The sequence below is a fragment of the Haloarcula onubensis genome, assembly GCF_031624605.1.
Taxonomy (GTDB): Archaea; Halobacteriota; Halobacteria; order Halobacteriales; family Haloarculaceae; genus Haloarcula; species Haloarcula onubensis.
On sequence record NZ_JAMQOS010000002.1, the window covers coordinates 89,061 to 114,356 of the forward strand.

21 protein-coding genes are annotated in these 25,296 nt (G+C 67.4%); 13 read left to right on the forward strand and 8 right to left on the reverse strand.

Going from position 1 to position 25,296, the window contains the following annotated elements:
* Nucleotides 1-44: 44 nt before the first annotated feature.
* Nucleotides 45-725, forward strand: a complete 681-nt coding sequence (locus NDI86_RS07210) for a class I SAM-dependent methyltransferase (protein WP_310899738.1) — start codon at nucleotides 45-47, stop codon at nucleotides 723-725.
* A 193-nt stretch (nucleotides 726-918) separates the two neighbouring features.
* Complete coding sequence (locus tag NDI86_RS07215) at nucleotides 919-1,926, forward strand: AI-2E family transporter (protein ID WP_310899739.1); 1,008 nt, start codon at nucleotides 919-921, stop codon at nucleotides 1,924-1,926.
* On the opposite strand, the gene NDI86_RS07220 is transcribed toward NDI86_RS07215, so the two are convergent.
* Nucleotides 1,923-2,702, reverse strand: a complete 780-nt coding sequence (locus tag NDI86_RS07220; RefSeq protein WP_310899740.1) for a sulfurtransferase — start codon at nucleotides 2,700-2,702, stop codon at nucleotides 1,923-1,925. The genes NDI86_RS07215 and NDI86_RS07220 overlap by 4 nt on opposite strands.
* A 256-nt stretch (nucleotides 2,703-2,958) precedes the next feature.
* Between NDI86_RS07220 and NDI86_RS07225 the strand changes: the two genes are divergently transcribed.
* The 5 genes from NDI86_RS07225 to NDI86_RS07245 all read left to right on the forward strand — a co-directional run bounded on the left by NDI86_RS07225 (nucleotide 2,959) and on the right by NDI86_RS07245 (nucleotide 9,009).
* The gene (locus NDI86_RS07225; protein WP_310899741.1) at nucleotides 2,959-3,813 is read left to right on the forward strand and encodes a sulfurtransferase; all 855 of its coding nucleotides are present in this window, start codon (nucleotides 2,959-2,961) and stop codon (nucleotides 3,811-3,813) included.
* A 392-nt stretch (nucleotides 3,814-4,205) separates the two neighbouring features.
* Entirely contained in the window at nucleotides 4,206-4,517 is a 312-nt protein-coding gene (locus tag NDI86_RS07230) for a WNWW family protein (protein WP_470303443.1), read from the forward strand.
* Between the two features lie 297 nt (nucleotides 4,518-4,814).
* Complete coding sequence (locus tag NDI86_RS07235; protein ID WP_310899743.1) at nucleotides 4,815-5,459, forward strand: SOUL family heme-binding protein; 645 nt, start codon at nucleotides 4,815-4,817, stop codon at nucleotides 5,457-5,459.
* Between the two features lie 171 nt (nucleotides 5,460-5,630).
* On the forward strand, nucleotides 5,631-7,571 hold the full coding sequence (locus NDI86_RS07240; protein ID WP_310899744.1) for a PAS domain S-box protein: 1,941 nt from the start codon (nucleotides 5,631-5,633) through the stop codon (nucleotides 7,569-7,571).
* Between the two features lie 205 nt (nucleotides 7,572-7,776).
* Nucleotides 7,777-9,009 (forward strand): MBL fold metallo-hydrolase, encoded by a 1,233-nt coding sequence (locus NDI86_RS07245; RefSeq protein ID WP_310899745.1) that lies wholly within the window; start codon nucleotides 7,777-7,779, stop codon nucleotides 9,007-9,009.
* 626 nt (nucleotides 9,010-9,635) lie between these two features.
* Here NDI86_RS07245 and ppsA read toward each other — a convergent pair.
* Complete coding sequence (gene ppsA, locus NDI86_RS07250; RefSeq protein WP_310899746.1) at nucleotides 9,636-11,915, reverse strand: phosphoenolpyruvate synthase; 2,280 nt, start codon at nucleotides 11,913-11,915, stop codon at nucleotides 9,636-9,638.
* 754 nt (nucleotides 11,916-12,669) lie between these two features.
* Here ppsA and NDI86_RS07255 point away from each other — a divergent pair.
* From NDI86_RS07255 to NDI86_RS07275, 5 genes are all read left to right on the forward strand, one after another.
* Complete coding sequence (locus NDI86_RS07255; protein ID WP_310899747.1) at nucleotides 12,670-14,925, forward strand: NADP-dependent malic enzyme; 2,256 nt, start codon at nucleotides 12,670-12,672, stop codon at nucleotides 14,923-14,925.
* Nucleotides 14,926-14,979: 54 nt separating this feature from the next.
* A complete protein-coding gene (locus NDI86_RS07260) occupies nucleotides 14,980-16,146 on the forward strand; it encodes a thiolase domain-containing protein (protein ID WP_310899748.1) in 1,167 nt (388 codons plus the stop codon).
* The gene (locus NDI86_RS07265; protein ID WP_310899749.1) at nucleotides 16,143-16,532 is read left to right on the forward strand and encodes a Zn-ribbon domain-containing OB-fold protein; all 390 of its coding nucleotides are present in this window, start codon (nucleotides 16,143-16,145) and stop codon (nucleotides 16,530-16,532) included. Before NDI86_RS07260 ends, NDI86_RS07265 begins: the two co-directional genes overlap by 4 nt.
* 93 nt (nucleotides 16,533-16,625) lie before the next feature.
* The gene (locus NDI86_RS07270) at nucleotides 16,626-17,123 is read left to right on the forward strand and encodes a gamma carbonic anhydrase family protein (RefSeq protein ID WP_310899750.1); all 498 of its coding nucleotides are present in this window, start codon (nucleotides 16,626-16,628) and stop codon (nucleotides 17,121-17,123) included.
* Nucleotides 17,124-17,174: 51 nt separating this feature from the next.
* The gene (locus NDI86_RS07275) at nucleotides 17,175-19,214 is read left to right on the forward strand and encodes an AMP-binding protein (protein WP_310899751.1); all 2,040 of its coding nucleotides are present in this window, start codon (nucleotides 17,175-17,177) and stop codon (nucleotides 19,212-19,214) included.
* A gap of 126 nt (nucleotides 19,215-19,340) precedes the next feature.
* On the opposite strand, the gene NDI86_RS07280 is transcribed toward NDI86_RS07275, so the two are convergent.
* From NDI86_RS07280 to NDI86_RS07305, 6 genes are all read right to left on the reverse strand, one after another.
* Complete coding sequence (locus tag NDI86_RS07280; RefSeq protein WP_310899752.1) at nucleotides 19,341-19,766, reverse strand: universal stress protein; 426 nt, start codon at nucleotides 19,764-19,766, stop codon at nucleotides 19,341-19,343.
* A gap of 7 nt (nucleotides 19,767-19,773) precedes the next feature.
* Nucleotides 19,774-20,199, reverse strand: a complete 426-nt coding sequence (locus tag NDI86_RS07285) for a metal-sulfur cluster assembly factor (RefSeq protein ID WP_310899753.1) — start codon at nucleotides 20,197-20,199, stop codon at nucleotides 19,774-19,776.
* On the reverse strand, nucleotides 20,196-21,305 hold the full coding sequence (locus tag NDI86_RS07290) for an amidohydrolase family protein (protein ID WP_310899754.1): 1,110 nt from the start codon (nucleotides 21,303-21,305) through the stop codon (nucleotides 20,196-20,198). The genes NDI86_RS07285 and NDI86_RS07290 overlap by 4 nt, the downstream gene beginning before the upstream one ends.
* Nucleotides 21,306-21,389: 84 nt before the next feature.
* Entirely contained in the window at nucleotides 21,390-22,844 is a 1,455-nt protein-coding gene (locus NDI86_RS07295) for an aldehyde dehydrogenase family protein (protein ID WP_310899755.1), read from the reverse strand.
* Between the two features lie 52 nt (nucleotides 22,845-22,896).
* A complete protein-coding gene (locus NDI86_RS07300; protein WP_310899756.1) occupies nucleotides 22,897-23,202 on the reverse strand; it encodes a putative quinol monooxygenase in 306 nt (101 codons plus the stop codon).
* 71 nt (nucleotides 23,203-23,273) lie between these two features.
* On the reverse strand, nucleotides 23,274-24,347 hold the full coding sequence (locus tag NDI86_RS07305) for a 2,3-butanediol dehydrogenase (RefSeq protein ID WP_310899757.1): 1,074 nt from the start codon (nucleotides 24,345-24,347) through the stop codon (nucleotides 23,274-23,276).
* 166 nt (nucleotides 24,348-24,513) lie between these two features.
* Between NDI86_RS07305 and NDI86_RS07310 the strand changes: the two genes are divergently transcribed.
* Nucleotides 24,514-25,269 (forward strand): SDR family NAD(P)-dependent oxidoreductase, encoded by a 756-nt coding sequence (locus NDI86_RS07310; RefSeq protein ID WP_310899758.1) that lies wholly within the window; start codon nucleotides 24,514-24,516, stop codon nucleotides 25,267-25,269.
* Nucleotides 25,270-25,296 lie beyond the last annotated feature (27 nt).

Consider the following 25,296-nt stretch of genomic DNA (forward strand, 5'->3'; position numbering starts at 1 on the left):
TCCCGAAACGCAACCGGTTTCGGCGGCGGGCGCCCAGTCCGGGTATGAGCGTCAGCGACGAGTTCGACGACTGGGCCGCCAGCGGGAAGGACCGCGGGATGGAAGATCGCCACTGGCACACCGCCAAGCACGTCCTCGCGCGGATGCCCGTCGAGGCGGGCGACACCGTGCTGGACCTGGGCTCGGGCAGCGGCTACGCCGGCCGCGCGCTCAAGGAGACGGCCGACGCCGGCCGCGCCTACGGTATCGACGCCTCGCCCGCGATGGCCGCGAACGCCCGGGAGTACACCGACGACGGCGACGTGGGCTTTCTGGTCGGCGACTTCGAACACCTCCCCTTCGAGGCCGACAGCGTCGACCACTGCTTCTCGATGGAGGCGTTCTACTACGCTGGCGACCCTCACGCCGTGCTGGACGAGGTCGCTCGTGTCCTTCGTCCGGGCGGCACCTTCCACTGTGCGGTAAACTACTACGAGGAGAATACACACTCCCACTCCTGGGACGAACTGGTCGAGGTGCCGATGACCCGCTGGAGCGGGCCGGAGTACCGCGAGGCGTTCCGCGAGGCGGGGCTTTCCGTCGCCGTCCAGGACAACGTCCCCGACCGCGAGATAGAGATTCCCCCGGCGAGCGAGTTCCCCACCGAGGACTGGGACAGTCGCGAGGCGATGGTCGAGCGCTACCGCGAGTTCGGGACGCTCGTCACCGTCGGTGTCGCGCCCTGAGGTCGTCGGCGTCGTAGCCGGGTTCCGGTTGCGTGGCGGCCCGCGAACGGCCAGAACGTCCCACCCACGTCGGCTGGACAAGCCCAGACGGTCGGGGTTTTCTGGCACTCGGGCGACAGTTCGTTCCCGACGGGGCCCTTCGACGACTGGCCGTCGGAGGAATCCTTTTGGTATCCAATCGACAAGGTAGGCCGTGTCGACTCGCCAGCGGACGTACGTCCTCGCGGGCCTGTTCGCCGCGTTGCTACTGCTGGCGACGGTGTTGCTGTCGAGCGTGCTGGCGACCGTCTTTTTCGCCATCACGGTGGCGTACGTCCTCTACCCGCTGTCGGCGTGGTTCGTCGAGCGGGGGCTCTCGAAGCGCGTCGCCGCCGCCGTGTCGACGGTCGTCGCCTTCGCCGCCGGGTCGCTGGTGCTGGTCCCGCTGGTGTTCGTGGTCTACCGCCGTCGGCGGGACCTCTTTTCGTTCTTCCAGCGTCTGCCCGACGAGATTCCCCTCTCGATAGCGGAGTACACCTACACCGTCGACGTGCAGTCGTGGCTGGTGGCCGCCCGCGACGGCCTCGCGGGCGTGGCCGTGGCGTTCGCGAGCGAGACGCCGATTCTCGCGCTGAAGGCCGTCCTGTTCGCGATACTCGTCTACGCGATGCTCTGGCGGCCGACGGCGCCGGGCAGAGTCGTCTACCGGACCATCCCACCGGCGTACCACGACGTCGTCAAGCGGTTCCACAGGCGCCTGCGGTCGACGCTGTACGCCATCTACGTCCTGCAGGCGGCGACGGCCTTCGGTACCTTCCTGGTGGCGTGGGCGCTCTTTGCCCTGCTTGGCTACAACGGCGCGTTCGCGCTGGCGGTCGCCGCCGGCATCCTCCAGTTCATCCCGGTCGTCGGGCCGAGCGTCGTCATCGTCGCCATCGCCGCCGCGAAACTGGCAGGCGGCGACGTCGTCGGCGCGGCCGTCGTCACCGTGTTCGGCCTCTCGCTCGTGGGCTTTCTCCCGGACGCGGTCATCCGCCCCCGGCTGGCCCGCTACACGACGGGGATGCCGGCCAGCCTCTACTTCGTCGGCTTCACCGGCGGCGTGCTCTCGCTCGGACTCGTCGGCTTCATCGCCGGTCCTGTCGTGGTCGCGCTGCTGGTCGAGGCGGTGAACCTGCTGGCCGCCGAGAACGGGTCGACCGAACAGCGCCAGCTCTCCTAGCCGGACTCCAGGGGCCGGTCCTGGGCCTCCCACTCGGTGAGGCTGCCCTCGTAGAACTCCACGTCCTCGAAGCCGAGATGGCGGAGGACGACGTAGGTGTGGCTGATGCGCCGCGCGGTGTTGCAGTAGAGGACGACGCGTCTCTCCGGGACGATACCCGCGTCTTCGAGGACCGAGAGGGCTCCCTCGCGGGGGAGCAGTCCCCGCGTCTCGTCGTCGACGAGTTCGCGCCAGTCCAGCAGGACGGCACCGGGGATGTGGCCCGTGGCGTACTCGCTCTCGTCGCGGGTGTCGACGAGGACGGCGTCGGGGTCGTCGCTGGCGGCGGCGACGCGGTCGGCGTCGACCAGCGGCGTCTCGGCGGGCGACTCGACGTCGTAGTCGCGCTCCTCGACTTCGACCGCGTCGCCGCTCGTGGGGTGGTCGAGCTGCCAGCTGGAGAAGTCGCCGTCCAGCAGATGCAGTTTGTCGGGGTCGTGGCCGAGCAGTTCGGCCGTCACGAGAAAGCGGGCGGCGAAGACGCCGTGGTGGTCGTCGTAGGCGACGAGTTCGCTGTCGGCGCCGACGCCCGCGGCTCCGAGCAGCGACGCCCACTCCCCGCGGCTGGGGAGCATCCCCTCGCTGTCCGACGACCCGGTGCGAAAGCGGTCGAACGGAATCGAGACCGCGCCCGGCAGGTGGGCCATCGCGTCGTACTCCCAGCCGTCGCGCACGTCGACGACGCGCAGGCGGTCGAGGTTGTCGGCCAGCCAGTCGGCGGAGACGATATCGGTCATTATCGACGCTTCCGGCTCCGGCCGCTTGAAAACTCCCATCGCGGGCGGTCGAAGCTGGTGGCAACTGTTGCCGCCTCTTTCGCGGCGGGTTTTCGGGGCCCGACCGACGGCTGTGATTTCGGGGCGACATGATGTGTAACGTTGACACTCGACATTCCTGTTGTAGGGGCAACATATGCCGTTAGGGGGGAGGAGTGGCCGTCTATGCCGCCACTCGTGGTACTATAGTGATGGTGGACCAACGGTACAACGCATTATGACTGACTACGCCAACGACGTGCTCGTCTCGGCCGACTGGGCCAGCGAGCACCTAGCGGAGTTCCAGGACGACGACTCCGACCTCCGACTGGTCGAGGTCGACGTCGACACGGAGGCCTACGACGAGGCCCACGCGCCCGGCGCCATCGGCTTCAACTGGGAGACGGACCTGCAGGACCAGACCACCCGCGACATCCTCTCGAAGGACGACTTCGAGGAGACGATGGGCGCGGCCGGCATCAGCGAGGACGACACCGTCGTGCTGTACGGCGACAACTCCAACTGGTTCGCCGCCTACACCTACTGGCAGTTCAAGTACTACGGCCACGACGACGTGAAGCTCCTCGACGGCGGCCGCGAGTACTGGCTGGAGAACGACTACGAGACGACCGACGAGGTCCCCGACTTCTCGGCGACCGACTACGAGGCCTCGGGCCCGCGCGAGTCCATCCGCGCCTACCGCGACGACGTCCAGAACGCCGTCGACAAGGACCTGCCGCTGGTCGACGTCCGCTCGCCCGAGGAGTTCTCCGGCGAGATTCTCGCACCGCCCGGACTCCAGGAGACCGCCCAGCGTGGCGGCCACGTCCCCGGCGCACAGAACATCTCGTGGGCCGCCGTCACGAACGACGACGGCACCTTCAAGAGCTACGACGAGCTCGAAGCGCTCTACGGCGAGTACGGCATCGACGGCGACTCCACGACCGTCGCCTACTGCCGCATCGGCGAGCGCTCCTCGGTCGCGTGGTTCGCGCTCCACGAGCTGCTGGGCTACGAGGACACCATCAACTACGACGGCTCCTGGACCGAGTGGGGCAACCTCGTCGGCGCGCCAATCGAGAAAGGGAACTAGTCGGTCTCAACTACGCCGATTTTTTCGTGTGTTGGCAGGGTAGCGGTGCGTGAGTCGCTCACAGTCTCGATACCGCTACTACCCAGAGCCAGAAAGCCCCCGACCGTTCGAGTGCCGGGGCTCGCTGCGGTCCTCGCCTTCGGCTGCGGTCCTTGCGTCGCCCAGGCTACTCCAACGGTCGGCCCCTTTCAGTCCCGTCCATGCGGTTGGTCAAACAACGCGGGTGGGACTGAAAGGGGCGGCTGGCTAAGCGACGGCGGCCGATGCAAGGACCGCAGGGAACGTAGTGACCGAGGACCGCAGCGAGGCCCCCGAGCTTAGCCAGCCGGGGCTTTCTGGCTGTTCGAACCGGTGCTGCCGGAATCGACGACTCCGACTGCTCCTAGCCGTAGATTCAAGACGATAGCACGCCACGAGGAGGTGTGGACCGACAGGAACTCGAACGCGTCTTGCGCGAGACGTTCGACGACGCGGGGGCGGCCGCGGTGGTGGCGCGCCAGGCCGGCGACATGGCCGACGGCGGCCAGTTCGACGCGGACTTCGGCGGCGAACTCACCGTCGAGACGGTCGTCGAGAACCTACGGGACGCTCCGGCGGAGTACTCGCTGGCCGAGCGGTGGAACTGGTGGCTCGGCGCGCTGGACATCTCTCACGGCGGGTACACCCGATTCAGCGTCCGCCCGGACGTGGATACGCAATCATAGCCGCGTCACGTCCGCAGAAACCGAGCGCCAGCCTCAGAATACTGAGAGCCCGTGAGCCTCTCGTGCGTGTTCGAGGAGGGCGTCCGTCGTGTCGAACTCCTCGCCGCATGTGCACGTGTGGTACGTGGTCGGGGTTTGCTGGCGTGTTGCCATAGCAGACTCACCTTGTTCGGCAATCATAATAATTGTTTATGTGGTTATGTTACCACGACACATTGGCGGTGGGACCACACCCCACGGCCACGCACTTATATTGGATACTCAATATTTTTCCGGGTGCGGCCCGTCGTCGGACCCATGGCTGCCCGCAATCGCTCGCTGCTCGCCGGCCTCGGGACTGCGCTCGCGCTCTGGGTCGCGTGGGGGCTCTACGTCGGCCGGACGACGGGGCGCGTCCCGTTCGAGACCGTCGACGAACTGGACGGCGTCGAACTGCGCCAGTATCCACAGACCGTCCTCGTCGAGACGACGGCGCCGACGGCCCGCGAGGCGTTCGGGCGGTTGTTTGGCTACCTCAAGGGGGCCAACGAGGGCGACCGGAGCGTCTCGATGACCGCGCCGGTGCGGACCGACGGGGCGACGGTGGACATGACCGCGCCGGTACGGACCGCCGCCGAGGGCGACCGCGTGACGATGGCGTTCTGGCTCCCGGCCTCGTACACGCCCGAGAGCGCCCCGGTGCCGACCGACCCGCGCGTCAGTCTGGTCGTCGAACCGGCCCGGACCGCGGCCGTCCGCTCCTTTGGCTGGTACGCGACGGCCGGCCGCGTCGCCCGGGAGCGCGAGCGCCTGCTCGACACACTCGCGAACCGCGGCGTCGACGCCCTCGGCGACCCCGTCGTCCTCCAGTACGACGACCCCTGGACGCCGCCGTTTATGCGACACAACGAGGTGGAAGTCGACGTCGACCGGGAGACGATAGCTACCGACGCCGCTCGATAACGACGACTTGCTGCTCGGTGGCGCTCTATCCTCACTCGATAGCGGCGAATCGCTGCTGATTCCGCTCTACTGTCGTTCGATAGCGCTCAAACCCTGCATTTTCTCATATGATTCTCACGCCAGTGACACTATATGAGATGAATCCTAAGAGGGCGTCGAACGTCGCCTACCATGAGTGAGAGAGCGTCACAGCCGTCTGCCCGTGAACGCGTCTACGAGGCGTTCGCCGACCGGAACCAGTCCGTCGAAGCGGCCGTCGAGACGGCGCTCGAAGCCGGAGTGGACCGCCTCGGCGTGTCGGTCGGGTTTCTGACGCGTATCACCGACAGCACCCAGCACATAGAGCAGGCCGTCGGCGAGCACGAGGCCATCCGGGCGGGTCAGCACTGTCGGCTGGCGGAGGCGTACTGCCGGCGAACGATAGAGCAGGACGGATTTCTGAGTGTGCAGGACGCGGCGGCCTCGTCGAAGGTCTCGGAGGCGGCCTACGAGACGTTCGGCCTCGGGTCGTACGTCGGCTGCCGGGTCGTCGTCGACCACGAATCCTACGGTACGGTCTGTTTCGCCGACGGTGCGGCCAGGGACACACCGTTCTCGGAGGCCGAGGAGCTGTTCGTCGAACTCGTCGCCCGACTGGTCGGTCGCGCCATCGAGCGCCGCCAGTACGAGCGACGACAGACGGAACGGACGGCCCAGCTCGCCGCGGAGAAACGCCGCTTCGAGGGTATCGCCGAGAACAGCTCCGACATCATCTACCGCATCGACACTCGCGGCGAACTCACGTACGTCTCCGAGGCCGTCGAACGGCTGCTGGGCTACGCGCCCGACGAACTCGTCGGCGAGAACTTCGCCTTGCTCGTCACCGACGCCGCGGCGCCGGCGGCGCTCGACGCGTTCGACAGAATCCTCGACGGCGAGGAGGTCCAGGGGCTCGAACTCACCTTCAGCCACCGCGACGGGCGGACGCTCACGATGGAGATAAACGCGACCCCGATTACGGCCGACGGCACCGTCACCGCCATCCAGGGCGTGGCCCGCGACATCACCGAGCGCAAGGAACGCGAGTCGGAGATTCGCCTCCGCACGCGGGCCATGGAGGTGGCGGAGGTACCGATAACGATGGCCGACGCCACGGACCCGAACAACCCGATTATCTACGCGAACGAGGCCTTCGAGGAGGTCACCGGCTACAGCGAAGCCCAGATACTCGGGAACAACTGCCGGATGCTCCAGGGGCCGGGCACCGACCCCGAGGCCATCGAGACGATTCGGGACGGCATCGAGGCCGAGCGACCCATGACCGTCCGGGTGCTGAACTACCGACGGGACGGGACGCCGTTCTGGAACCGCGTGACGGTGACGCCCATCGCGGACGAGAGCGGCGAGGTGACTCACTTCCTTGGCTTCCAGCAGGACGTCACCGAGCAACAGCGCATCACCCGCCTCGTCGAACTGCTGAACCGCGTCCTCCGACACAACCTCCGCAACGAACTCACCGTCATCGAGGGGTACACCGACTTCGTCGACGACCCGCCCGAGGGGACGGACCTCCAGGAGCAGATACGCCGACCGCTCCGACGGCTCGTGTCGCTCAGCGAGCGCGCCCGGGAGCTCGAGAGCCTCGCGAAGAAGGCCCACGACCCGGTCCGGCTCGACCCGGACACCGTCCTGTCGGCCGTCGCCGACCGGTATCGGGGCCGGGCGACGGTCGATATCAACGTCGACACCGACCGCGGTATCTGTGCCGGTACCGAACTGGAGACCGCTCTCGACGAACTGGTGACCAACGCCATCACCCACGACCCGGCCGACAGCACGAGCGTCTCGCTGTCGGCCCACGACGACGGCGAGTGGGTGGTCGTCACCGTCGCCGACGACGGCCCCGGCATCCCGCCGATGGAGGTCGCGGTCGTCGAGGCGGGCCAGGAGACGCAACTGGAACACGGGAAGGGGCTCGGGCTCTGGCTCGTCAACTGGGTCGTCACCCAGTACGGCGGCTCGTTCCAGCTCTCTGCCGACGACGGCACTGTCGCCCGACTCCGCCTGCCCGCCGTCGGACCCGACGAGTCCGTCGACGACGCTGCCCGTCGGCCGACTGCGCTGTTGCGATAGCGCGTCAGCGTTCCAGTCACGGGTCGGAACCGGCGGTCCGCCCGCCTCACTTGCCGGTCGGAACCGGCGGTCCGCCCGCCTCACTTGCCGGTCGGAACCGGCGGTCCGCCCGCCTCACTTGCCGGTCGGAACCGGCGGTCCGCCCGCCTCACTTGCCGGTCGGAACCGGAGAACGGAAACGGGGCCCGCTCCTACCCCCGCCCAGATGGAGGTCACGTTCCTGGGTGGGGCCGACGAAATCGGGCGCAGCGCCGTCCTGATAGACGACTCGCTGTTGCTCGACTACGGCATGGCCAGCGAGTCCCCGCCCCAGTACCCCGTCGGGAGCGTCGACCCCGACGCCGTCGTCGTGAGCCACGGTCACCTGGACCACGCCGGCGCGGTGCCGGCGCTGATGTCCTCGGGCCAGTTGCCGCCGGTCCACTGGACCCCGCCCACCCGCGACCTGGCGACGACGCTGGCCGAGGACACGCTCAAACTCCACGGCTCGACGCCGCGTTGTCCCTTCACCGACACCGACGTCCGGCGGCTGACGCAGGCCTCGGTGACCCACGACTACGGCGAGTCGTTCGAGGCGGCGGGCTACGAAATCACGCTGTACAACGCCGGGCACATCCCCGGCAGCGCCCACGTCCTCGTCGACGATGGCGAGACGCGACTGCTCTATACGGGCGACTTCCACACCGGCGACCAGCGGCTGGTCGCCCCCTCGACCGCCCGGCCCGAGGCCGACGTGGTCATCTGTGAATCGACGTATTCGGACGTGACCCACGAGGCCCGCGGCATCGTCGAGCGGCGCTTCGCCGAGAGCGTCCAACAGACCGTCTGGGAGGGTGGGACCGTCGTCGTTCCGGCGTTCGCTATCGGGCGCACACAGGAGGCGATGCTGGTGTGTGCGGCTCACGACATCGACTGCTACGTCGACGGAATGGGCCAGCGGGTCACGAAGCAACTGAAACGCCACCCCGAGTTCCTGCGCGATGGGGGCGCGCTTCGGGGGGCCACGTCGAGTGCGCGGTTCGTGACCGGCCGCGATGGACAACGGAAGCGCATCGCCGAGCAGAACACCGTCATCATCACCACGTCGGGGATGCTCAACGGTGGCCCCGCGATGACCTACGTCCCCGCCATCCGCCACCACCCGACGAACAAGGTCGCGCTGACGGGCTACCAGGTCGAGGGGACGCCCGGCCGCCAACTGCTCGATACGGGCAGCGCCGAACTCGACGGCCGCGTGATGCCCGTCAGCGCGCAGGTCGAACTCCACGAGTTCTCGGCCCACGCCGACCGCGAGGGGTTGCTCGACTTTCTGGACCACTATCGCGACACAGAGATTGTCCTCAATCACGGGGACCGCTGTGGACCTTTTGCCGACGAACTGCGAGGCGACGGTTACGACGCACGGGCTCCCGAACTCGGTGCGACGCTCACCGTCTAATCGGTGCCTCCCAGCCGGGGAACGCGGTAGGCGCCGAGCGAGTAACGTTCGCACGTGTCCCGATAGTACGTCCTCCCTCGGACGACGGCGAAGGGACCGAACGCCGGTGGTGTGAGAACGCGGCAGACAGGTGCCAGCCCCTGCGTGGCCAAACATCAGATTCACAGGATAATAATAAAAGTGATAATTAATCGCCATCGGCGGTGTCGGTCCGCTGCTCGGTGGCGTTTTGCGTCCGTCTCTCCATCCGACGGCATCGAACGGCGACTGATTACAGAGTATCCGCCCTTGGGGCGTTACGGAGGCGAATCGTGGCCGAATCTGTCAGTCCGACTCACTCGTCCCGTCCGTGGCCGACGTAGAACGCCAGTAGAGACAGATGTGGACGTATATGGCCCAGAAAAGAACGAACGGGGCGAATCGACGCTGAAGGCTCCTCGATCGAGTTCTATTCTCGTCAGGCCGCCTCGCCACTGTGCTTCGAGCGGCAGAAATAGTAACCTTAGCTATCATTAAGAATTGTGGTCGGGTTCAGAATACTTTTTGATGTGGCGTTCGAGCTTCCACCACCGGGCCTGTGGGACCGGCGCCCGTCCCGGAGCGCCGGTCGTGCCTTCACACGGCCGTCACTCGCGCACGGCGTCGAGGATGAGGTGCTGTTCGACGCGTTTGGCTTCCTGCTGGGCGTCGTGGACCGCGTCGACGTTGACGCTGACGGAGGTGATACCCGCCTCGACGAGTTCGCGTATCATCGCCGGCTTCGAGGCGGCCTGCCCGCAGATACTCGTCGCGACGCCCCGCTCCCTACAGGTGGCTATCGTCTCGCGGATGAGGCGGACGACGGCCGGGTGGAGCGCGTCGTAGCGGTCGGCGACGGCCCCGTTGTTCCGGTCGACGGCCAGCGTGTACTGGGTGAGGTCGTTGGTGCCAAAGGAGACGAAGTCAACGCCGGCGTCACAGAGTTCCTCGGCACACAGCGCGCTGGCGGGCGTCTCTACCATCACGCCCCAGTCGCGCTGGTCGGGGTCGATGCCGACGGCCTCCATCTGCGCGCGGGCCTGCCGGACGTCGTCGCCGTCGACGACCAGCGGGAACAGTAGCTCCACGTTGTCGTAGCCCATCTCGTAGAGCTTCCGGAACGCGCGCAGTTGCAACCGGAAGGTCTCGGGTTCGTCGAGCGACCGCCTGATACCGCGGTAGCCGAGCATCGGATTGTGCTCGACCGGTTCGTCCGTGCCGCCCTCTAGCTGGCGGAACTCGTCGGTCGGGGCGTCGAGTGTCCGTATCCGGACGGGACGCGGGTAGAACGCCTCGGCGACGGTCCGCATCCCGTCGGTCAGCGTACTGACGAACGCCGCTTCACCGTGGTTGGCGACGTAGTGGGCGGGTGTCTCGTTCGTCGACAGCACCATGTGTTCCATCCGGAGCAGGCCGACGCCGTCCGCGCCCGTGCTGGCCGCTCGCTCGGCCGCCTCCGGAATCGAAACGTTGACCTTGATATCCGTGGCCGTCATCGGCTTGGCGGCTGGCGCACTCGACGCCGCCGCCGACTGCTGGCCGTCGGTGTCGCTGGCGGGGGCCTGCTGCCCGTCGGTCACGACACCGCGGTCGCCGTCGATACTGACGAGCTGGTCGTCGGTCAGCGTCGCGGTCGCGGTCTCACAGCCAACGACCGCGGGCAAGCCGAGTTCGCGGGAGACGATGGCCGCGTGGCTGGTCATCCCGCCCTCGTCGGTGACGAGTGCCCCGGCGCGTTTCATCGCGGGCACCATATCGGGCGTGGTCATCTCCGTGACGATGATGTCGCCCTGGTTGACCTTGTCGAGTTGGTCCAGCGAGCCGACCACCCGCACCGTCCCGGCGGTGGTCCCCGGACTCGCGCCGAGCCCGTCCACGAGGACGCCGTCGTCCTGCCCGTCGACTGTCCCCGTGGCGTGACTGCCGTCGTCCCGGGCCTCGCTCTCCTCGTCGATAGTCGTTATCGGCCGGGACTGGAGCAGGTAGATGTCGCCCTCGCTAATCGCCCACTCGACGTCCTGGGGCTGGCCGTAGTGCGATTCGACGAGGTCGCCGACGTCGTTCAGGTCGTGCAGTTCCCCGTCGGTGAGGACCCGCTGGTCCTGTTTCGCCTCGGGGACGGCCGTCTCTGTGGTCTCGCCCGTCTCCGTGTCCCTGACGTGCATCACCTTCTTCGTCGAGACGGTGACGTCGTCGACGGCGTCGGCGTCCCGGTCGTAGGTGTAGTGGTCCGGCGAGACGGCCCCGGAGACGACGGCCTCGCCCAGCCCCCAGGCGGCCTCGACGGTCATCTCGGCCGCGCCAGTCGAGGGGTGACTCGTGAACAAGACGCCGGACTTCTCGGCGTGAACCATCTTCTGGACGACCACGGCGATGTCCACCTCGCTGTGCTCGAAGCCCTGCTCGTCGCGGTAGTAGATGGCCCGCTGGGTGAACAGCGACGCCCAGCACCGCTTGATGCGGTCGAGGACGTCCTCCCGGGTGACGTTGAGGTAGGTGTCCTGCTGGCCGGCGAAGGAGGCGTCGGGCAGGTCCTCCGCCGTCGCCGACGAGCGAACGGCGACGACCGACTCCGAGCCGAGGTCGTCGAACGCCGCGAGTACGTCCGCGCGGATATCCTCTGGCCACGGAGCGTCGAGAATCAGTGTGCGGGCCCGCTGCTCGGCCTCGGCCAGCGCGCGTGAGTCTTCGACGTCGACGTCGACCGCGTCGAACAGCTCTTCGGCGATCTCCGTCTCGGTGATGAACCGCCGATAGGCGGGTGCCGTGACGGCGAACCCGTCCGGAATCGGCAGGCCGTGTGACGTCAACTCGCCGAGTGACGCAGCCTTCCCGCCGACGGTATCGATATCGTTGGCACACACCGCGCTCAGCCAGGCTACTGACATTGGTTCGTGTAACGGGCACATCCCTATATAATCCCCCGTAAACCGGCTGAACGTACCGTTTAGCAGTTGGATTAACTCGGTTACGAGTCAGCGAACAGTTCTCCCGCTGTCCCGTCTCGGTCGACTGATATCGCGACCGGGTATCCGGGCCGGCGGGCAGCGCCGGGCTGACGACCCCGAGGCGGTCGACACACGGTGCTGGCCACCCGTTTTAAATCCCGACGGCGCCGCCTCGATCGCAGGGGCCGTCGGTTCGCTCGGTCACCGTCCCGGCGGGCAATCCCCACATGTCGAATCGCCCGCCACCATGCTGGGACGACACTATATGTGTCCCAACACCGGCCGCGGCGTCGGTCCCGGCCCGGTTGCCGATGGCGGGGTCCCCCGACTCGATGCTACCGGTCGGTCACACGTATATAATCCACGCCTCGCGAATCGACGGCAGTGGGGAGAGAGCGGGTGTACACGGGGTGAGCGCGCTCTCTCGCTGTCACGGCCCCGCCTCGCAGGAACCGGCGGTGGAGAACGCTTGGAAATGGAGTGACTGCCCGTAGGGCCCCCTCCCTCGCCACCGAGCGGGCGACAGTGACACTCCTGACCGCTACTCCGCGGGCGTGTGTGTCGGTACCGTGGATAAAGTTCGCAAGGAACGGACGACAGCCGCGTCGCCGCCTGGCAGTCGTTCGACGGCTGGCGGGCGACCACGCCGTAACGAGGACACAAGTTTATGGTCCAGCCCAAAGAGAGGTGAGCCATGAATCTCGACGAGCAGTCGCTCGAGTACCATCGTCGCGATCCGCCGGGGAAAATCGAGATCGCCACGACGAAACCGACGAACACGCAGCGGGACCTCTCGCTGGCGTACTCTCCCGGGGTAGCGGCTCCCTGTGAAGCCATCGCGGAGACGCCCGAAGACGTCTACTCGTACACGGCGAAGGGGAATCTGGTGGCCGTCGTCTCCGACGGCAGTGCCACGCTGGGCCTGGGCGACATCGGTCCCGCGGCCTCGAAACCGGTGATGGAGGGCAAGGGCGTGCTGTTCAAGCGCTTTGCCGACATCGACGTCTTCGACATCGAACTCGACGTGGCCGACACCGACCAACTGGTCCGGACGGTCCGCGCCATGGAGCCCACCTTCGGCGGCGTCAACCTGGAAGACATCGGTGCCCCGGCGTGTTTCGAGGTCGAACGGCGCCTGCGCGAGGAGATGGATATCCCCGTCTTCCACGACGACCAGCACGGGACCGCTATCATCTCCGGTGCCGGGCTGCTCAACGCGGCGGCCCTCGCGGGCAAGGAACTCGAAGACTTGTCCGTCGTCTTCACCGGCGGGGGCGCGAGCGCGCTCGCGACGGCGGAGTTCTACATCTCTCTGGGCGTGCAACGCGAGAACATCACGATGTGTGACGCCGACGGCGTCGTCACCCGGTCGCGGGCCGAGAGCGGCGAGGTCAACGAGTACAAGGCGGCCTTTGCCCGGGACGTACCGGAGGACGACCTCGCGGACGCGATGAACGGCGCGGACATGTTCGTCGGGCTGTCGGTGGGCGGCATCGTCGACGCCGACATGATTCGCTCGATGGCCGACACGCCCATCGTCTTCGCGATGGCGAACCCCGACCCCGAAATCGACTACGAGACGGCCAAACACGCCCGCGACGACACGGTCATCATGGCGACCGGTCGGTCTGACTACCCGAACCAGGTCAACAACGTGCTGGGCTTCCCGTACCTGTTCCGCGGGGCGCTGGACGTTCGCGCGACGGAGATAAACGAGGCGATGAAAGTCGCCGCCGCCGAGGCGCTGGCCGACCTCGCGCGCGAAGACGTGCCGGACGAGGTGCGCAAGGCCTACGGCGACCAGCCGCTCACCTTCGGCCCGGAGTACATCATCCCGAAGCCACTGGACTCGCGGGTCCTCTTCGAGGTGACGCCGGCCGTCGCGCGGGCGGCTATCGAGAGCGGCGCGGCGCGGAAGGACATCGACGTCTCGGCGTACGGCGCACAACTGCAAGCCCGCCTCGGGAAGCACCGCGAGATGATGCAGACCGTCTTCAGCAAGGCCCGGAGCGACCCGAAGCGGCTGGTCCTCGCCGAGGGTGACGACCCCAAGATGATTCGCGCCGCCCACCAGCTCGTCGAGGAGGGCATCGCGGAACCGCTGCTCGTGGGCTCGACGGCGGCGATCGACGAGCAGGTCGCGTCGCTGGACCTCGATTTCGAGCCGACCGTCGTCGACCCGGTGGCGACCGACCTCGACCGGTACGCCGACCGGCTCCACGCGCTGCGACGGCGCAACGGGATGACGAGACGGGAGGCCAGAGACCGGGTTCGAGAGGGGAACTACCTCGCCAGCGTCATGGTCGAGCAGGGGGACGCGGACGCCATGCTGACCGGCGTGACCCACGACTATCCCACGGCGCTGCGGCCGCCGCTGCAGGTCGTCGGCACCGCCGACGACGCCGAGTACGCGGCCGGCGTCTACCTCCTGACGTTCAAGAACCGCGTGGTCTTCTGTGCCGATACGACGGTCAACCAGGACCCCGACGCGGACGTGCTGGCGGAGGTCACGCGCCACACGGCCGCCCTCGCACGGCGGTTCAACGTCGAACCGCGGGCGGCGCTGCTGTCGTACTCGAACTTCGGGAGCGTCGACAACGCGGGCACGCGAAAGCCCCGCGAAGCGGCGGCCCGGCTTCGCGCCGACGACGCCGTCGACTTCCCCGTCGACGGGGAACTGCAGGCAGACACTGCGGTGGTCGAGGACATCCTGACGGGGACCTATGGCTTCAGCGACCTCGAAAAGCCCGCGAACGTGCTCGTCTTCCCGAACCTGGAAGCGGGCAACATCTGCTACAAGCTCCTCCAGCGGCTGGGCGGGGCCGAGGCGATCGGACCCATGCTCGTCGGCATGGACAGACCGGTCCACGTCGTCCAGCAGGGCGACGCGGTGACGGATATCGTCAACCTGGCCGGCGTCGCCGTCGTCGACGCCCAGCGGAGCGGGTAACCGCCGCGACGCGTAGGAAGTTATTTATAATACGCGTCGGAACGCTTCTCTCAGATGCCGAGTGTGAGAGTTGCTGGCGTAGGGCTTACGCCGTTCGGGGAGCACCCAGACCGGACGACGCGTGACCTCTTCGCCGACGCGGGGATACAGGCAATGAGTGACGCCGACGTGCCGAGCGATGCCGTGGATGCGGTCTACTTCGGGAACTTCGTCGGTGAACTGGCGGACGGACAGGGCCACCACGGCCCCCTCGTCGCGGAGAGCCTGGGCGTGACAGCGCCGGCGACCAGATTCGAGAGCGCCTGTGCCTCCAGCGGCGTGGCGGTGCGCCACGCGGTGCGAGCCGTCGAACACGGGGCCGCCGACGTGGTGGTCGTCGGCGGCGCCGAGCGGATGACCCACGTCGGTACCGACGAGGCGACGGCGATGCTCGCGACGGCGGCCGACGCGATTCACGAGGTCAGCGCCGGGGTGACGTTCCCGGGGGCGTACGCGCTCATGGCCGACGCCTACTTCCGGACCCACGGCGGGTCGCGCCGTGACCTCGCCCACGTCGCGGTGAAGAACCACGCACACGCCCTGGAGAACGAGTACGCGCAGTTCCAGTCCGAGGTGAGCGTCGACGACGTGCTGGAAGCGCCGACGGTGGCGGCCCCGCTGGGGCTGCTCGACGCCTGTCCGGTGACCGACGGGGCCAGCGCGCTCGTCCTCGTCAGCGACGAGTACGCCCGCGACGCGGGCGTCGAGGCGGGAGTCGAAGTGACCGGCTCCGGACAGGGGAGCGACACGCTCGCGCTGCAGGACCGCGAGACGCTCAGTCGGACGCCGGCGACCGAACGCGCGGCGGCCGAAGCGTATCGGGAGGCCGGTATCGAGGCGGCCGACATCGACCTCGTGGAAGTCCACGACTGTTTCACCTGCGCGGAGGTGTTCGCCCTGGAAGCCCTGGGGCTGTACGACCCCGGCGAGGCCATCACCGCCGCTCGCGATGGCGAGACCTGGCGGGACGGCCAGTTGCCGGTGAACTGCTCGGGCGGGCTCAAGGCGAAGGGCCACCCCGTCGGGGCGACCGGTGCGAGTCAGGTCGTGGAGATGACGCGGCTCCTGCGGGGCGACCACCCCAACAGCGACTACGTCGCCGACGCCGCGACGGGGGTCACACACAGCGCCGGCGGCACCGTCGCCAGCACGACCGTCCACGTCCTGGAGGTGGTGGCGTGACGGGGGAGGAGGCGGCGGCGTGGTCACACGACGCGTTCTGTGGGGCCATCGAGGCGGGCGAGCCGTTCTACCTCGCCTGTCCCGAGGGCCACGGGTCGGTACCGCCCCGCCGCGTCTGCCCCGACTGTGGCGCTCAGTCGCTGACCGACCGGCCGCTCCCCGAGACCGGCCGCGTGCAGGCTTCCACGGTCGTGCACGTCGCCACGGCGGCCTTCGCAGAGAGCGCGCCCTACGTCACCGCTATCGCCGACTTCGGCCCCGTCAGCCTGACTGGCGTCGTCACGGAGACGCCCCCGGAGGAGGTCGAGTACGGGACGGAAGTGACCGTCGGCATCGAGCGGACCGACGAGCGCGCGCGCCCCACACTCGTCTTCGAGCCGAAGTAGGCACTGAGCGGCCCGCTCTGAGTCGGCGTCGACGCGACGTGACGACTGCCGCTGTGGCTACGTTCAAGTGAGCCGGCTCCGTGCGGTACAGACATGCAACGCGAAGTACTGGGCGAGAGCCCGACAGTCGCACAGTCGGCGTTCGTCTCTGAGATGGCGTATCTGGTCGGCGACGTGCGGGTCGGCGAGCGGTCGAGCCTGTGGCCGTTCGTCTGTCTCCGCGGGGACCGCGAGGCAGTCGTCGTGGGCGACGAGACGAACGTCCAGGAGTTCTCGATGCTCCACGGGGCGACGCTCGGCGACGGCGTCACCGTGGGTCACAACGTCGTCATCGACTACGCGACCGTCGAGGACGGCGCGCTCGTCGGGATGTCGAGCACGCTCCAGCAGGGGGCCGTCATCGAGTCCGGCAGCATCGTCGCCCCCGGCTGTGTCGTCACCGAGGACCAGACCGTCCCGGCGGACCACGTGGCCTACGGCGTCCCGGCGTCGACACAGCCACTCGACGACGCCCAGCAGGCCGAGATAGAGCGCGTCCACGCGCTCTACGTCGACCACGCGGCTACCTACAAGGCGGCCGGCCTGGAGTAGCGCGGGGAGAAGAATTAAGCGGCTCTCCGTCCACAACTGGCCTGTAGGCCCATGGCCAGTGAGACACTTACAGACATAGACGAAATAGTCCACGAACCGACCCAGTCGGACGTCGAGTCGACCAACGTCTGGGCGTTCATGCAGGCACACGACATCGACGACTACGACGAACTCATCGAGCGGACGACGACCGAAGTCGACGGCGTCGAAGCGAGCGGCGTCGACTGGTTCTGGGACGAACTCGTCGACTACCTCGACATCGAGTTCTACGAGGAGTACGACACCGTCCGGGAGAACCAGACGCGTCAAGTCTCGACGGCGAACGGTGACACGGTGACCTACGACGGTCCGCAGTTCACCGACTGGTACCCCGGTGGCAGCATCAACCTCGCTCACAACGTCCTCGACAGGCACGCGGCGGGCAACAGCGACCGGCGCAACACGGTGGCCTGTATCTGGGAGGGCGAGGGCGGGACGACGCGGGACGTGACGTACCACGAACTCCACCGGCAGTCGAACAAAGTCGCGAACGCCCTCGAAGCACGGGGCATCGAGCAGGGCGACACCGTCGGGCTCTACATGCCGATGGTGCCCGAAGTCATCTCGATTCTCTACGGCTGTTTCAAGGTGGGTGCCATCGCGGTCCCCATCTTCTCGGGCTTTGGCGTCGACGCGACGGCGACCCGAATCGAGGACTCCGGGTGTAGCGTCGTCTTCAGCGCCGACGGCTTCTACCGGCGGGGCGGCGAGATAACCCTGAAGGACACGCTCGACGAGGCCATCGACGAGGTCGAGACCGAGGTGACCTCGGTCGTCGCCTACGAACGCACTGGCGCCGAGATGCCCTGGACCGAGGGCCGCGACGAGACGTGGGACGCGGCCGTCGAGGAACAGTCCGACGAGTTCGAGACGGTCGAACTGGACTCCAGCGACCCGTCGATGTTGCTCTACTCCTCGGGCACGACCGGCAAGCCGAAGGGCATCGTCCACACCCACGCCGGCGTCCAGTTGCAGTGTGCGAAGGAGCTGTACTTCGGGTTCGACGTCAAACCCGGCGACCGCTTCTTCTGGGTCAGCGACATCGGCTGGATGATGGGCCCCTGGACCCTCATCGGCAACCACACGTTCGGCGGGACCATCTTCATGTACGAGGGCGCGCCGGACCACCCCGAGCCCGACCGCTTCTGGGAGATGATAGACCGCCACGGGCTCACCCACTTTGGCATCTCGCCGACGGCGATTCGCGCGCTCCGGAAGCAGGGCGACCACTGGGTCGACGAGCACGACCTCTCCTCGCTTCGTATCCTCGGGTCGACCGGCGAGCCCTGGGACCCCGAGAGCTGGCAGTGGTTCTACGAGCACGTGGGTAACGGCGAGTGCCCCATCATCAACATCTCGGGGGGCACCGAAATCTGTGGCTGCTTCCTCATGCCGATGCCGTCCCAGCCGCTCAAGCCGTGCTCGCTCGGCGGCCCCGGTCTGGGGATGGACATCGACATCGTCGACGGCGACGGCGACTCCATCGCCGACACGCACGAACGGGGCTATCTCGTGGCGCGGGACTCCTGTCCGTCGATGACCCGGTCGCTCTGGAGCGGCGACGAGCGCTACGTCGAGGAGTACTGGTCGGCGTGGGACGACGTCTGGGACCACGGCGACTGGGCCCAGAAGGACGAGGACGGGTTCTGGTTCCTGCACGGCCGGGCCGACGACGCCTTGAACATCGCCGGGCGGAAGGTCGGCCCCGCGGAGGTCGAAGGGGCGGCGATGGACCACGACGGCGTCAACCAGGCCGCCGCCGTCGGCGTCCCCGACGACACCACCGGAACCGCGGTCGCGCTCTACGTCGTCACCGAGGACGGCGTCGACGAGTCTGACGACCTGCGCGGCGAGGTGCGGGAACTGGTCGGCGAGGAACTCGGGAAACCGTTCCGCCCGCGCGAGGTCCGCTTCGTCGACGAGTTCCCGGTCACGCAGTCGGGGAAAATCGTGCGACGCGCGATTCAGGCCCGTCACACCGGCGAGGACATCGGTGACCTCTCCAGCGTCGAGAACCCGGAGGCGCTCGACGCCATCGACGCCGCGCGGTAGCCGGTCCGGGCGGCGTCACCGCTGGTCGGTCGCTTTCTGGCGCATCCGAAACGAAGAATGAGTGCCCGTAGCGTCCGGTCGACGCTGGGTCGGGCGGGTAGTGGCTGGGGTCTGGGGGCGGGCCCATCAGTGCACGATTGTCACCGGGACCTGTGACCGTCGGGCGACGCTCTCGGAGACGCTGCCGATGAGGATACGCGTCGCGCCCGTTCGACCGTGGCTGCCGATGACGACTTGGTCGACGTCGTGGTCGCTGAGGTAGTCGATTATCTCCCCGGGCGGCGACCCGTCGCGAATGACGGTCGTGACGTCGCCGTCGTGGTCGAGGTCCGCGGTGAGGTCCTCGAAGAGCGCTTCGGCGTCCTCGCGGGCGCTCGCGTACCACCCTTCGGCCTGTTTCCGCCCGCCTCGTTCCGGGTCCGTGAGCGACTCACTGTACTCCACGACGTTCAGCAAGACGAGGTCGGCCTCGGGGTGGACCTCGCTGGCGTGGTGGACCGCGGCGCTCGCTTGCGGCGACCTGTCGACTGGAATCAGGAGGCGTCGTGTCATCGCTGGGTCACTCCGACCGTTCGGCGTAGGGGACGATGTCGGCCTCCTCGACGCGGCGCTCGAAGCGCTCGCGTCGGGCCCGCCGTTCGTCCGGTGCCATCCGGTCGGCGGTCCATATCTCCCCGCTGGTCACCTGGTGGACCTCGACCGTCTCGACGTCGGGCAGCGAGCCGACGCGTTCGCATATCTCGTCGTCGATGTCCAGGAAGTACGTACACCGCTGGGAGGTCAACAGGAGGTGGACGGTGACCGTCTTCGTGCTCTCGTCCCACTCGATGTCGTCGACGAGTCCCAGGTCGACGATGCTGACTGGGTGTTCGCTCATACAGCTACAGGGGTCAAACACCGCTTCGAGTTCGGCCTTCACCTCGGTCTTGACCTCGCTCTGGAACTCCGTCGTCGGAAGGACGTGGTCAGTAACCTCGGTGCTCATACGTACTTCACACGTTCCTTCGAGGCATCCTCTGTCGGCTCCTCGTAGGTCGACCACGGGGGCGCGGGGTACTCGCCCTGCTCTTTCAGCTCCTGAATCTTCTGGTCCCACTTGTCGCCCTTGATGTCCTTCTTGACCTGCTCGGGGTCCTTGCCCATGAGGCGGAGTTTGTTCTTGCCCAGTATCTTCTCCTTGTCCTCCTGGGTGACCTCGGGGTAGTCCTCGCCGGCGCGGAGGTCCTCGGGCATCTCGAAGTCCCAGATGGCGTCGATGGGCGGCTGCGGGTGTAGCGCCGTCGCGCCACTGGAGAAGACGATGCGGTCGGGGCCGGCCCAGTACAGCATCTCGCCTAAGCTCCGGGCGAACTTTTCGGGCCGACTGCAGGCCATGTGGGCCGTGTTCTCGATGTTCGCGTAGACGTTGTCGTGGCTGGCCATCGCGAAGACGGTCTCCTCGAGGAACGAGAAGCCGGCGTGGATGACCTCGAAGTTGAGTTCGGGGAAGGCCAGCGCCGCCTCCTCGACGTCGTCGATGCGGAAGTACTTCACCGGCGCCGTCGCGAAGGGGATGAACTTGTGGATGCCGACGGTCCCGACGTCTAAGTCGGCGGCCTTCTCCAGTACCGGCCGGACCGTGTCCTCGTTCAGTTGCAACGCGAGGTCACGGCCGTTCTGGTAGCGCGCCGGGTACAGTTTGATGCCGTCGACGTCCTTCTTCTTGGCGTAGTACTCGACCTGCTCGACGGCGTCGTCTTCGAGCGGGTTGATGTCGACTATCATCCCCATCCGGTTCGGGTTGCGCTCGCGCAGTTCGAACCCTTTCTCCCGGGAGACGTAGCCGTCCTTGAAGTAGTCGTCCAGCGGGAGCGAGTGGTACACCGAGTAGTCGATCTGACTCTCCAGGAAGAGCAGCCGTTCGAGCTCCTCTGGCTGGTGGTTCCGGTAGAAAATCTCTTCCGGGAACATGTACTCCTCTGGCATCAGCTGCTCGCCGAGCTCGTACGTCTCGTCGTCCCACCGCTGGGAGTGTGGGTGCAGGTGGTTGTCGTCTGCGTGGTTGAAGCAGTGTGACACTGCGTCTACAACCAGCTCGCCGTTCTCTAGCATACGGGTTGTTATTCAAAACTATAGCTATTAAACGTTCGGAATATGCGGGGGGTGTCGTCGTCCCGCAGTCGACTGTCGTCGCCGTCAGTCAGAGATGTCGAGACAGACGTTCTTTATCTGCGTGTAGTTGTGGATGGCCTGGGTGCCGTTCTCGCGGCCGACGCCACTGTCCTTGAAGCCCCCGAAGGGCGTCTCGTTGCCGCCGGCGAACCACTCGTTGACGTATATCTGTCCGGCGTCGACGTCCCGCGCGAACCGGTGGGCCTTCCCGAGGTCGGTCGTGACGACGCCCGCGACGAGCCCGTAGTCGACGTCGTTGGCCCGCCGGATGGCCTCGGCCTCGTCGGCGAACGTGCTCACGGTCAGCACCGGCCCGAAGACCTCCTCCTGGCAAATCCGGGCGTCCTGTGGGACGTCCGCGAACACCGTCGGCTCGACGTAGTAGCCGTCGCGGTCCAGCACGCGCCCGCCGGTCACCGGCTCGCCCAGTTCCTCGCGACCGATGTCGAAGTACTCGGCGACCTTCTCCATGTGTGTCGCCGAGGCGAGCGGCCCGACGTCGTGGTCGTCGACGCCGGGACCGATGGAGAGCTCCTCGACGGCGGCCACGAGTTTGTCGACGTAGGCGTCGCTCACGTCCTCGTGGACGACGACGCGCGAGGAGGCCGAACAGACCTGCCCGGTGTTGGTCGCGAAGATGCCCTTGATGGTCTCCGCGACGGCGACGTCGAGGTCACCGTCCTCGTAGACGACCAGCGGGCTCTTGCCGCCGAGTTCGAGGTGCGGTTCGGTCAGGTTGTCGATGGCGGCTTTCCCCACCGCACGCCCCGTGGCGGTCGACCCGGTGAAGGTGACGGACCCGATGTCGGGGTGGCCCGAGAGCGTCGCGCCGGCGGGGTCGCCCTCGCCGGGCACGACGTTGACGGCGGCCTCGGGCACGCCGTTCTCGTGTAACAGCTTCGTGAGTTCGAGCGCGCCGATGGGCGTCTCCTCCGCGGGCTTGACGACCGCCGCGTTCCCGGCCGCGAGTGCCGGTGCGACGCTTCGCGCGAACAGATAGGCCGGGACGTTCCAGGGGACGATGTGGCCCGTGACCCCCAGCGGTTCCCGAATCGTGTAGTCCACGTGGTCGTCGTCGAGCGGGATGCTCTCGCCCTCTACCTTGTCGGCGAGGCCGCCGTAGTACTCGAAGTGGCGGGCACAGCGCGCTATCTGCCCCCTCGCTTCGGAGATGGGCTTCCCGTTTTCCAGCGTCTCGATGCGGGCGAAGCGCTCTTTCTCGTCCCGGATGGCCCGGGCCACGTCGTTGAGGATGCGACACCGCTTTGCCGGGGTGTAGCCGCGCCAGGTCTCGAAGCCCTCCTGGGCCACGTCGACGGCCTCGTTCACGTCGTCCGCCGTCGCCGCCGCGACGGTGGTGAGCCGGTCGCCCGTCGCCGGGTCGAACACGTCGATTGTCTCGCCCGAAACGTCCCGTTCCGTGCCGTCTATCAGCACGCCGTACTGGTCGGCGATTGCTGCCTGCTGGTCGGTCTGCATTCTGTCTCGATTACTCTCACCAATGTGCATAATTCTTTGTGTCCGTCGGCGGCTACAGGTCGAGTCGCTCGACCGACTCGACGTGGAACTTGCGGATATCCCGCTCCGCGGTCAGGTACTCCGTAATCTCCGCTTCGAACGCCTGGACGTGGTCGGAGTAGAGGTGGTCCTCGAACAGCGACTCGTTCTCGTACACCTCACGGAAGTGGACGACAGTCGGGTCGAGGACGTCGACGGCGGCCTGGTAGGAGACGACGCCGCTGTCCTGTCGGGAGGCCTCGACGAGCGATTCGAGCAGCTCCAGGACGCGCTCGCGGTGCGCTGGCTCGACGTGCATGGTCGCGTGGAGTACGAGCATCACAGTGTACGCCTCACCGGTGAGGTATTAGAGTGTACTGGTAACGTGTATCACGGACGCCGACCCGGCGTTCAGGGCTCGACGAGTATCTTCACGTGGTCGCCGTCGTCGCCGAGCAGGGCCTCGAAGCCGCCGTCGACGATATCGTCGAGGGAGATGCGCCCGGTCACCAGCGCCCCGGGGTGGCAGTCGCCGGCGGCCAACCTGTCGACCACCGCCCCGAACTCCTCGCGGCCGCGCGGGCCGCTCAGATAGCCGTTCGAGCCGACGATGGACCGCTCGCGGACGGCGATGTCCTTCGGCACGACGTCCACCGGGGACTGTGCGATACCGACGGTGAGAATCTCGCCCCCGTGTCTCGTGCTCTCGATGGCGGCCGTGTACGTCGGCGTGACGCCGGCCGCTTCGAAGGCGACGTCGACGCCCCCGTCCGTCGCCTCGCGGACGGTCTCGACGGCGTCGCCCGCACGCGGGTCCAGCGTGACGTCCGCGCCCAGGTCCGCGGCCAGGGCGCGCCGTCCGGCCCGCGGTTCCGAGACGAATATCTCCCCGGCGCCGGCCACCCGCGCCATCTCCAGTATCGTGAGGCCGATGGGACCACAGCCGAAGACGGCGACGCTGTCCCCGGCGTCGAGCGCGGACCGGCGAACCGCGTGGAGCCCGACGGCGTACGGTTCGACGAGCGCGCCCAGTTCGACGGGGAGGTCGGGCGGGAGGCCGACGACGTTCCCCTCGGGCGCGACGACCGACTCCGCGAAGCCGCCGCTCTCCATGCCGAGGCCGATGTTGGCCACGTCCGGACAGAGATGGTGGTCGCCGGCACGACAGTACCGGCAGTCCTCGCAGACGACGGCCGGGTTGACCGTGACGGGGTCGCCGACGCTGACCGCGGTGACGTCCGCGCCGACCTCGGCGACGGTACCGCTGAACTCGTGGCCGAGCGGTACCGGCGGCGTGACGCCCGAGAGCGGGTGGGGGTCACCCGGCGCCGGGAGGAAGTCGGGGCCGTCGGCGTACTCGTGGAGGTCCGTCCCACAGATACCGGCGGCGGTCACGTCGATTCGGACCGCGTCGGCGTCGAGTGCCGGTTCGTCGACGTCGTCGACACGGACGTCGCGCTGCCCGTGCCATCGAGCGACTCTCATACCTCGGCCAACCGTCGCCGACCGCTTAACTCTGCCCACGCACTCGGCGCGGAGAGCCAGCGGCGTGTGCTCGCCGGGGTCTGGTCGGTGCGGACGGCGACCCGCCACAAATGTCAGGATTAATCATAAATACTTATTCGGTCACCCCGGGTATCGTCAGTCCGTCATGACAGCGCGATTCGACGGTCAGTCAGTACTAGTGACGGGTGCGGCATCGGGCAACGGACGCGCCATCGCTCGCAAGTTCGCCGAGGAAGGCGCCGGTGTCACCGTCAGTGACATCCAGGAAGAACCCCGAATGGGCGGCGACCCGACCCACGAGATAATCGCAGAGATGGGCCGCGAGGTACAGTTCGTCGAGTGTGACGTCAGCGACCCCGACGACCTCCACGCCGCCGTCGAGGCCCACGTGGACACCTTCGGGTCGTTGGACGTGATGGTCAACAACGCCGGCATCGACCGACAGATGCCGATTCTGGAGGCCGGGCCCGACGACTACGACATGCTCATGGACATCAACCTCCGGGGGGTGTACTTCGGCTGTCAGGCTGCGCTCGACGTCATGGCCGACCAGGACGACGGCGGGGCCATCGTCAACATGTCCTCTATCGCGGGCCTCAGGGGCATCGACAACTCCTCGCTGTACTGTACTTCCAAAGGCGGTGTGACGAACCTCACGCGGCAACTCGCGCTCGAACACGGCGAGAACGGTATCCGCGTAAACGCCATCAACCCGGGCGTCATCGAGACGGCGATGACGATGGAGGACGGCGACACCATCGACGGCCTCCTCGAAGAAACCCCGCTGGGCCGGGCCGGCCAACCGGAAGAGGTCGCCGACGGTGTGTTGTTCCTGGCCAGCGACGACGCCTCGTTCGTCACGGGGCACAATCTCGTCCTCGACGGCGGCTTCACCGTCTGAATCGTCGCTTCGTCACAGGCAGCACCC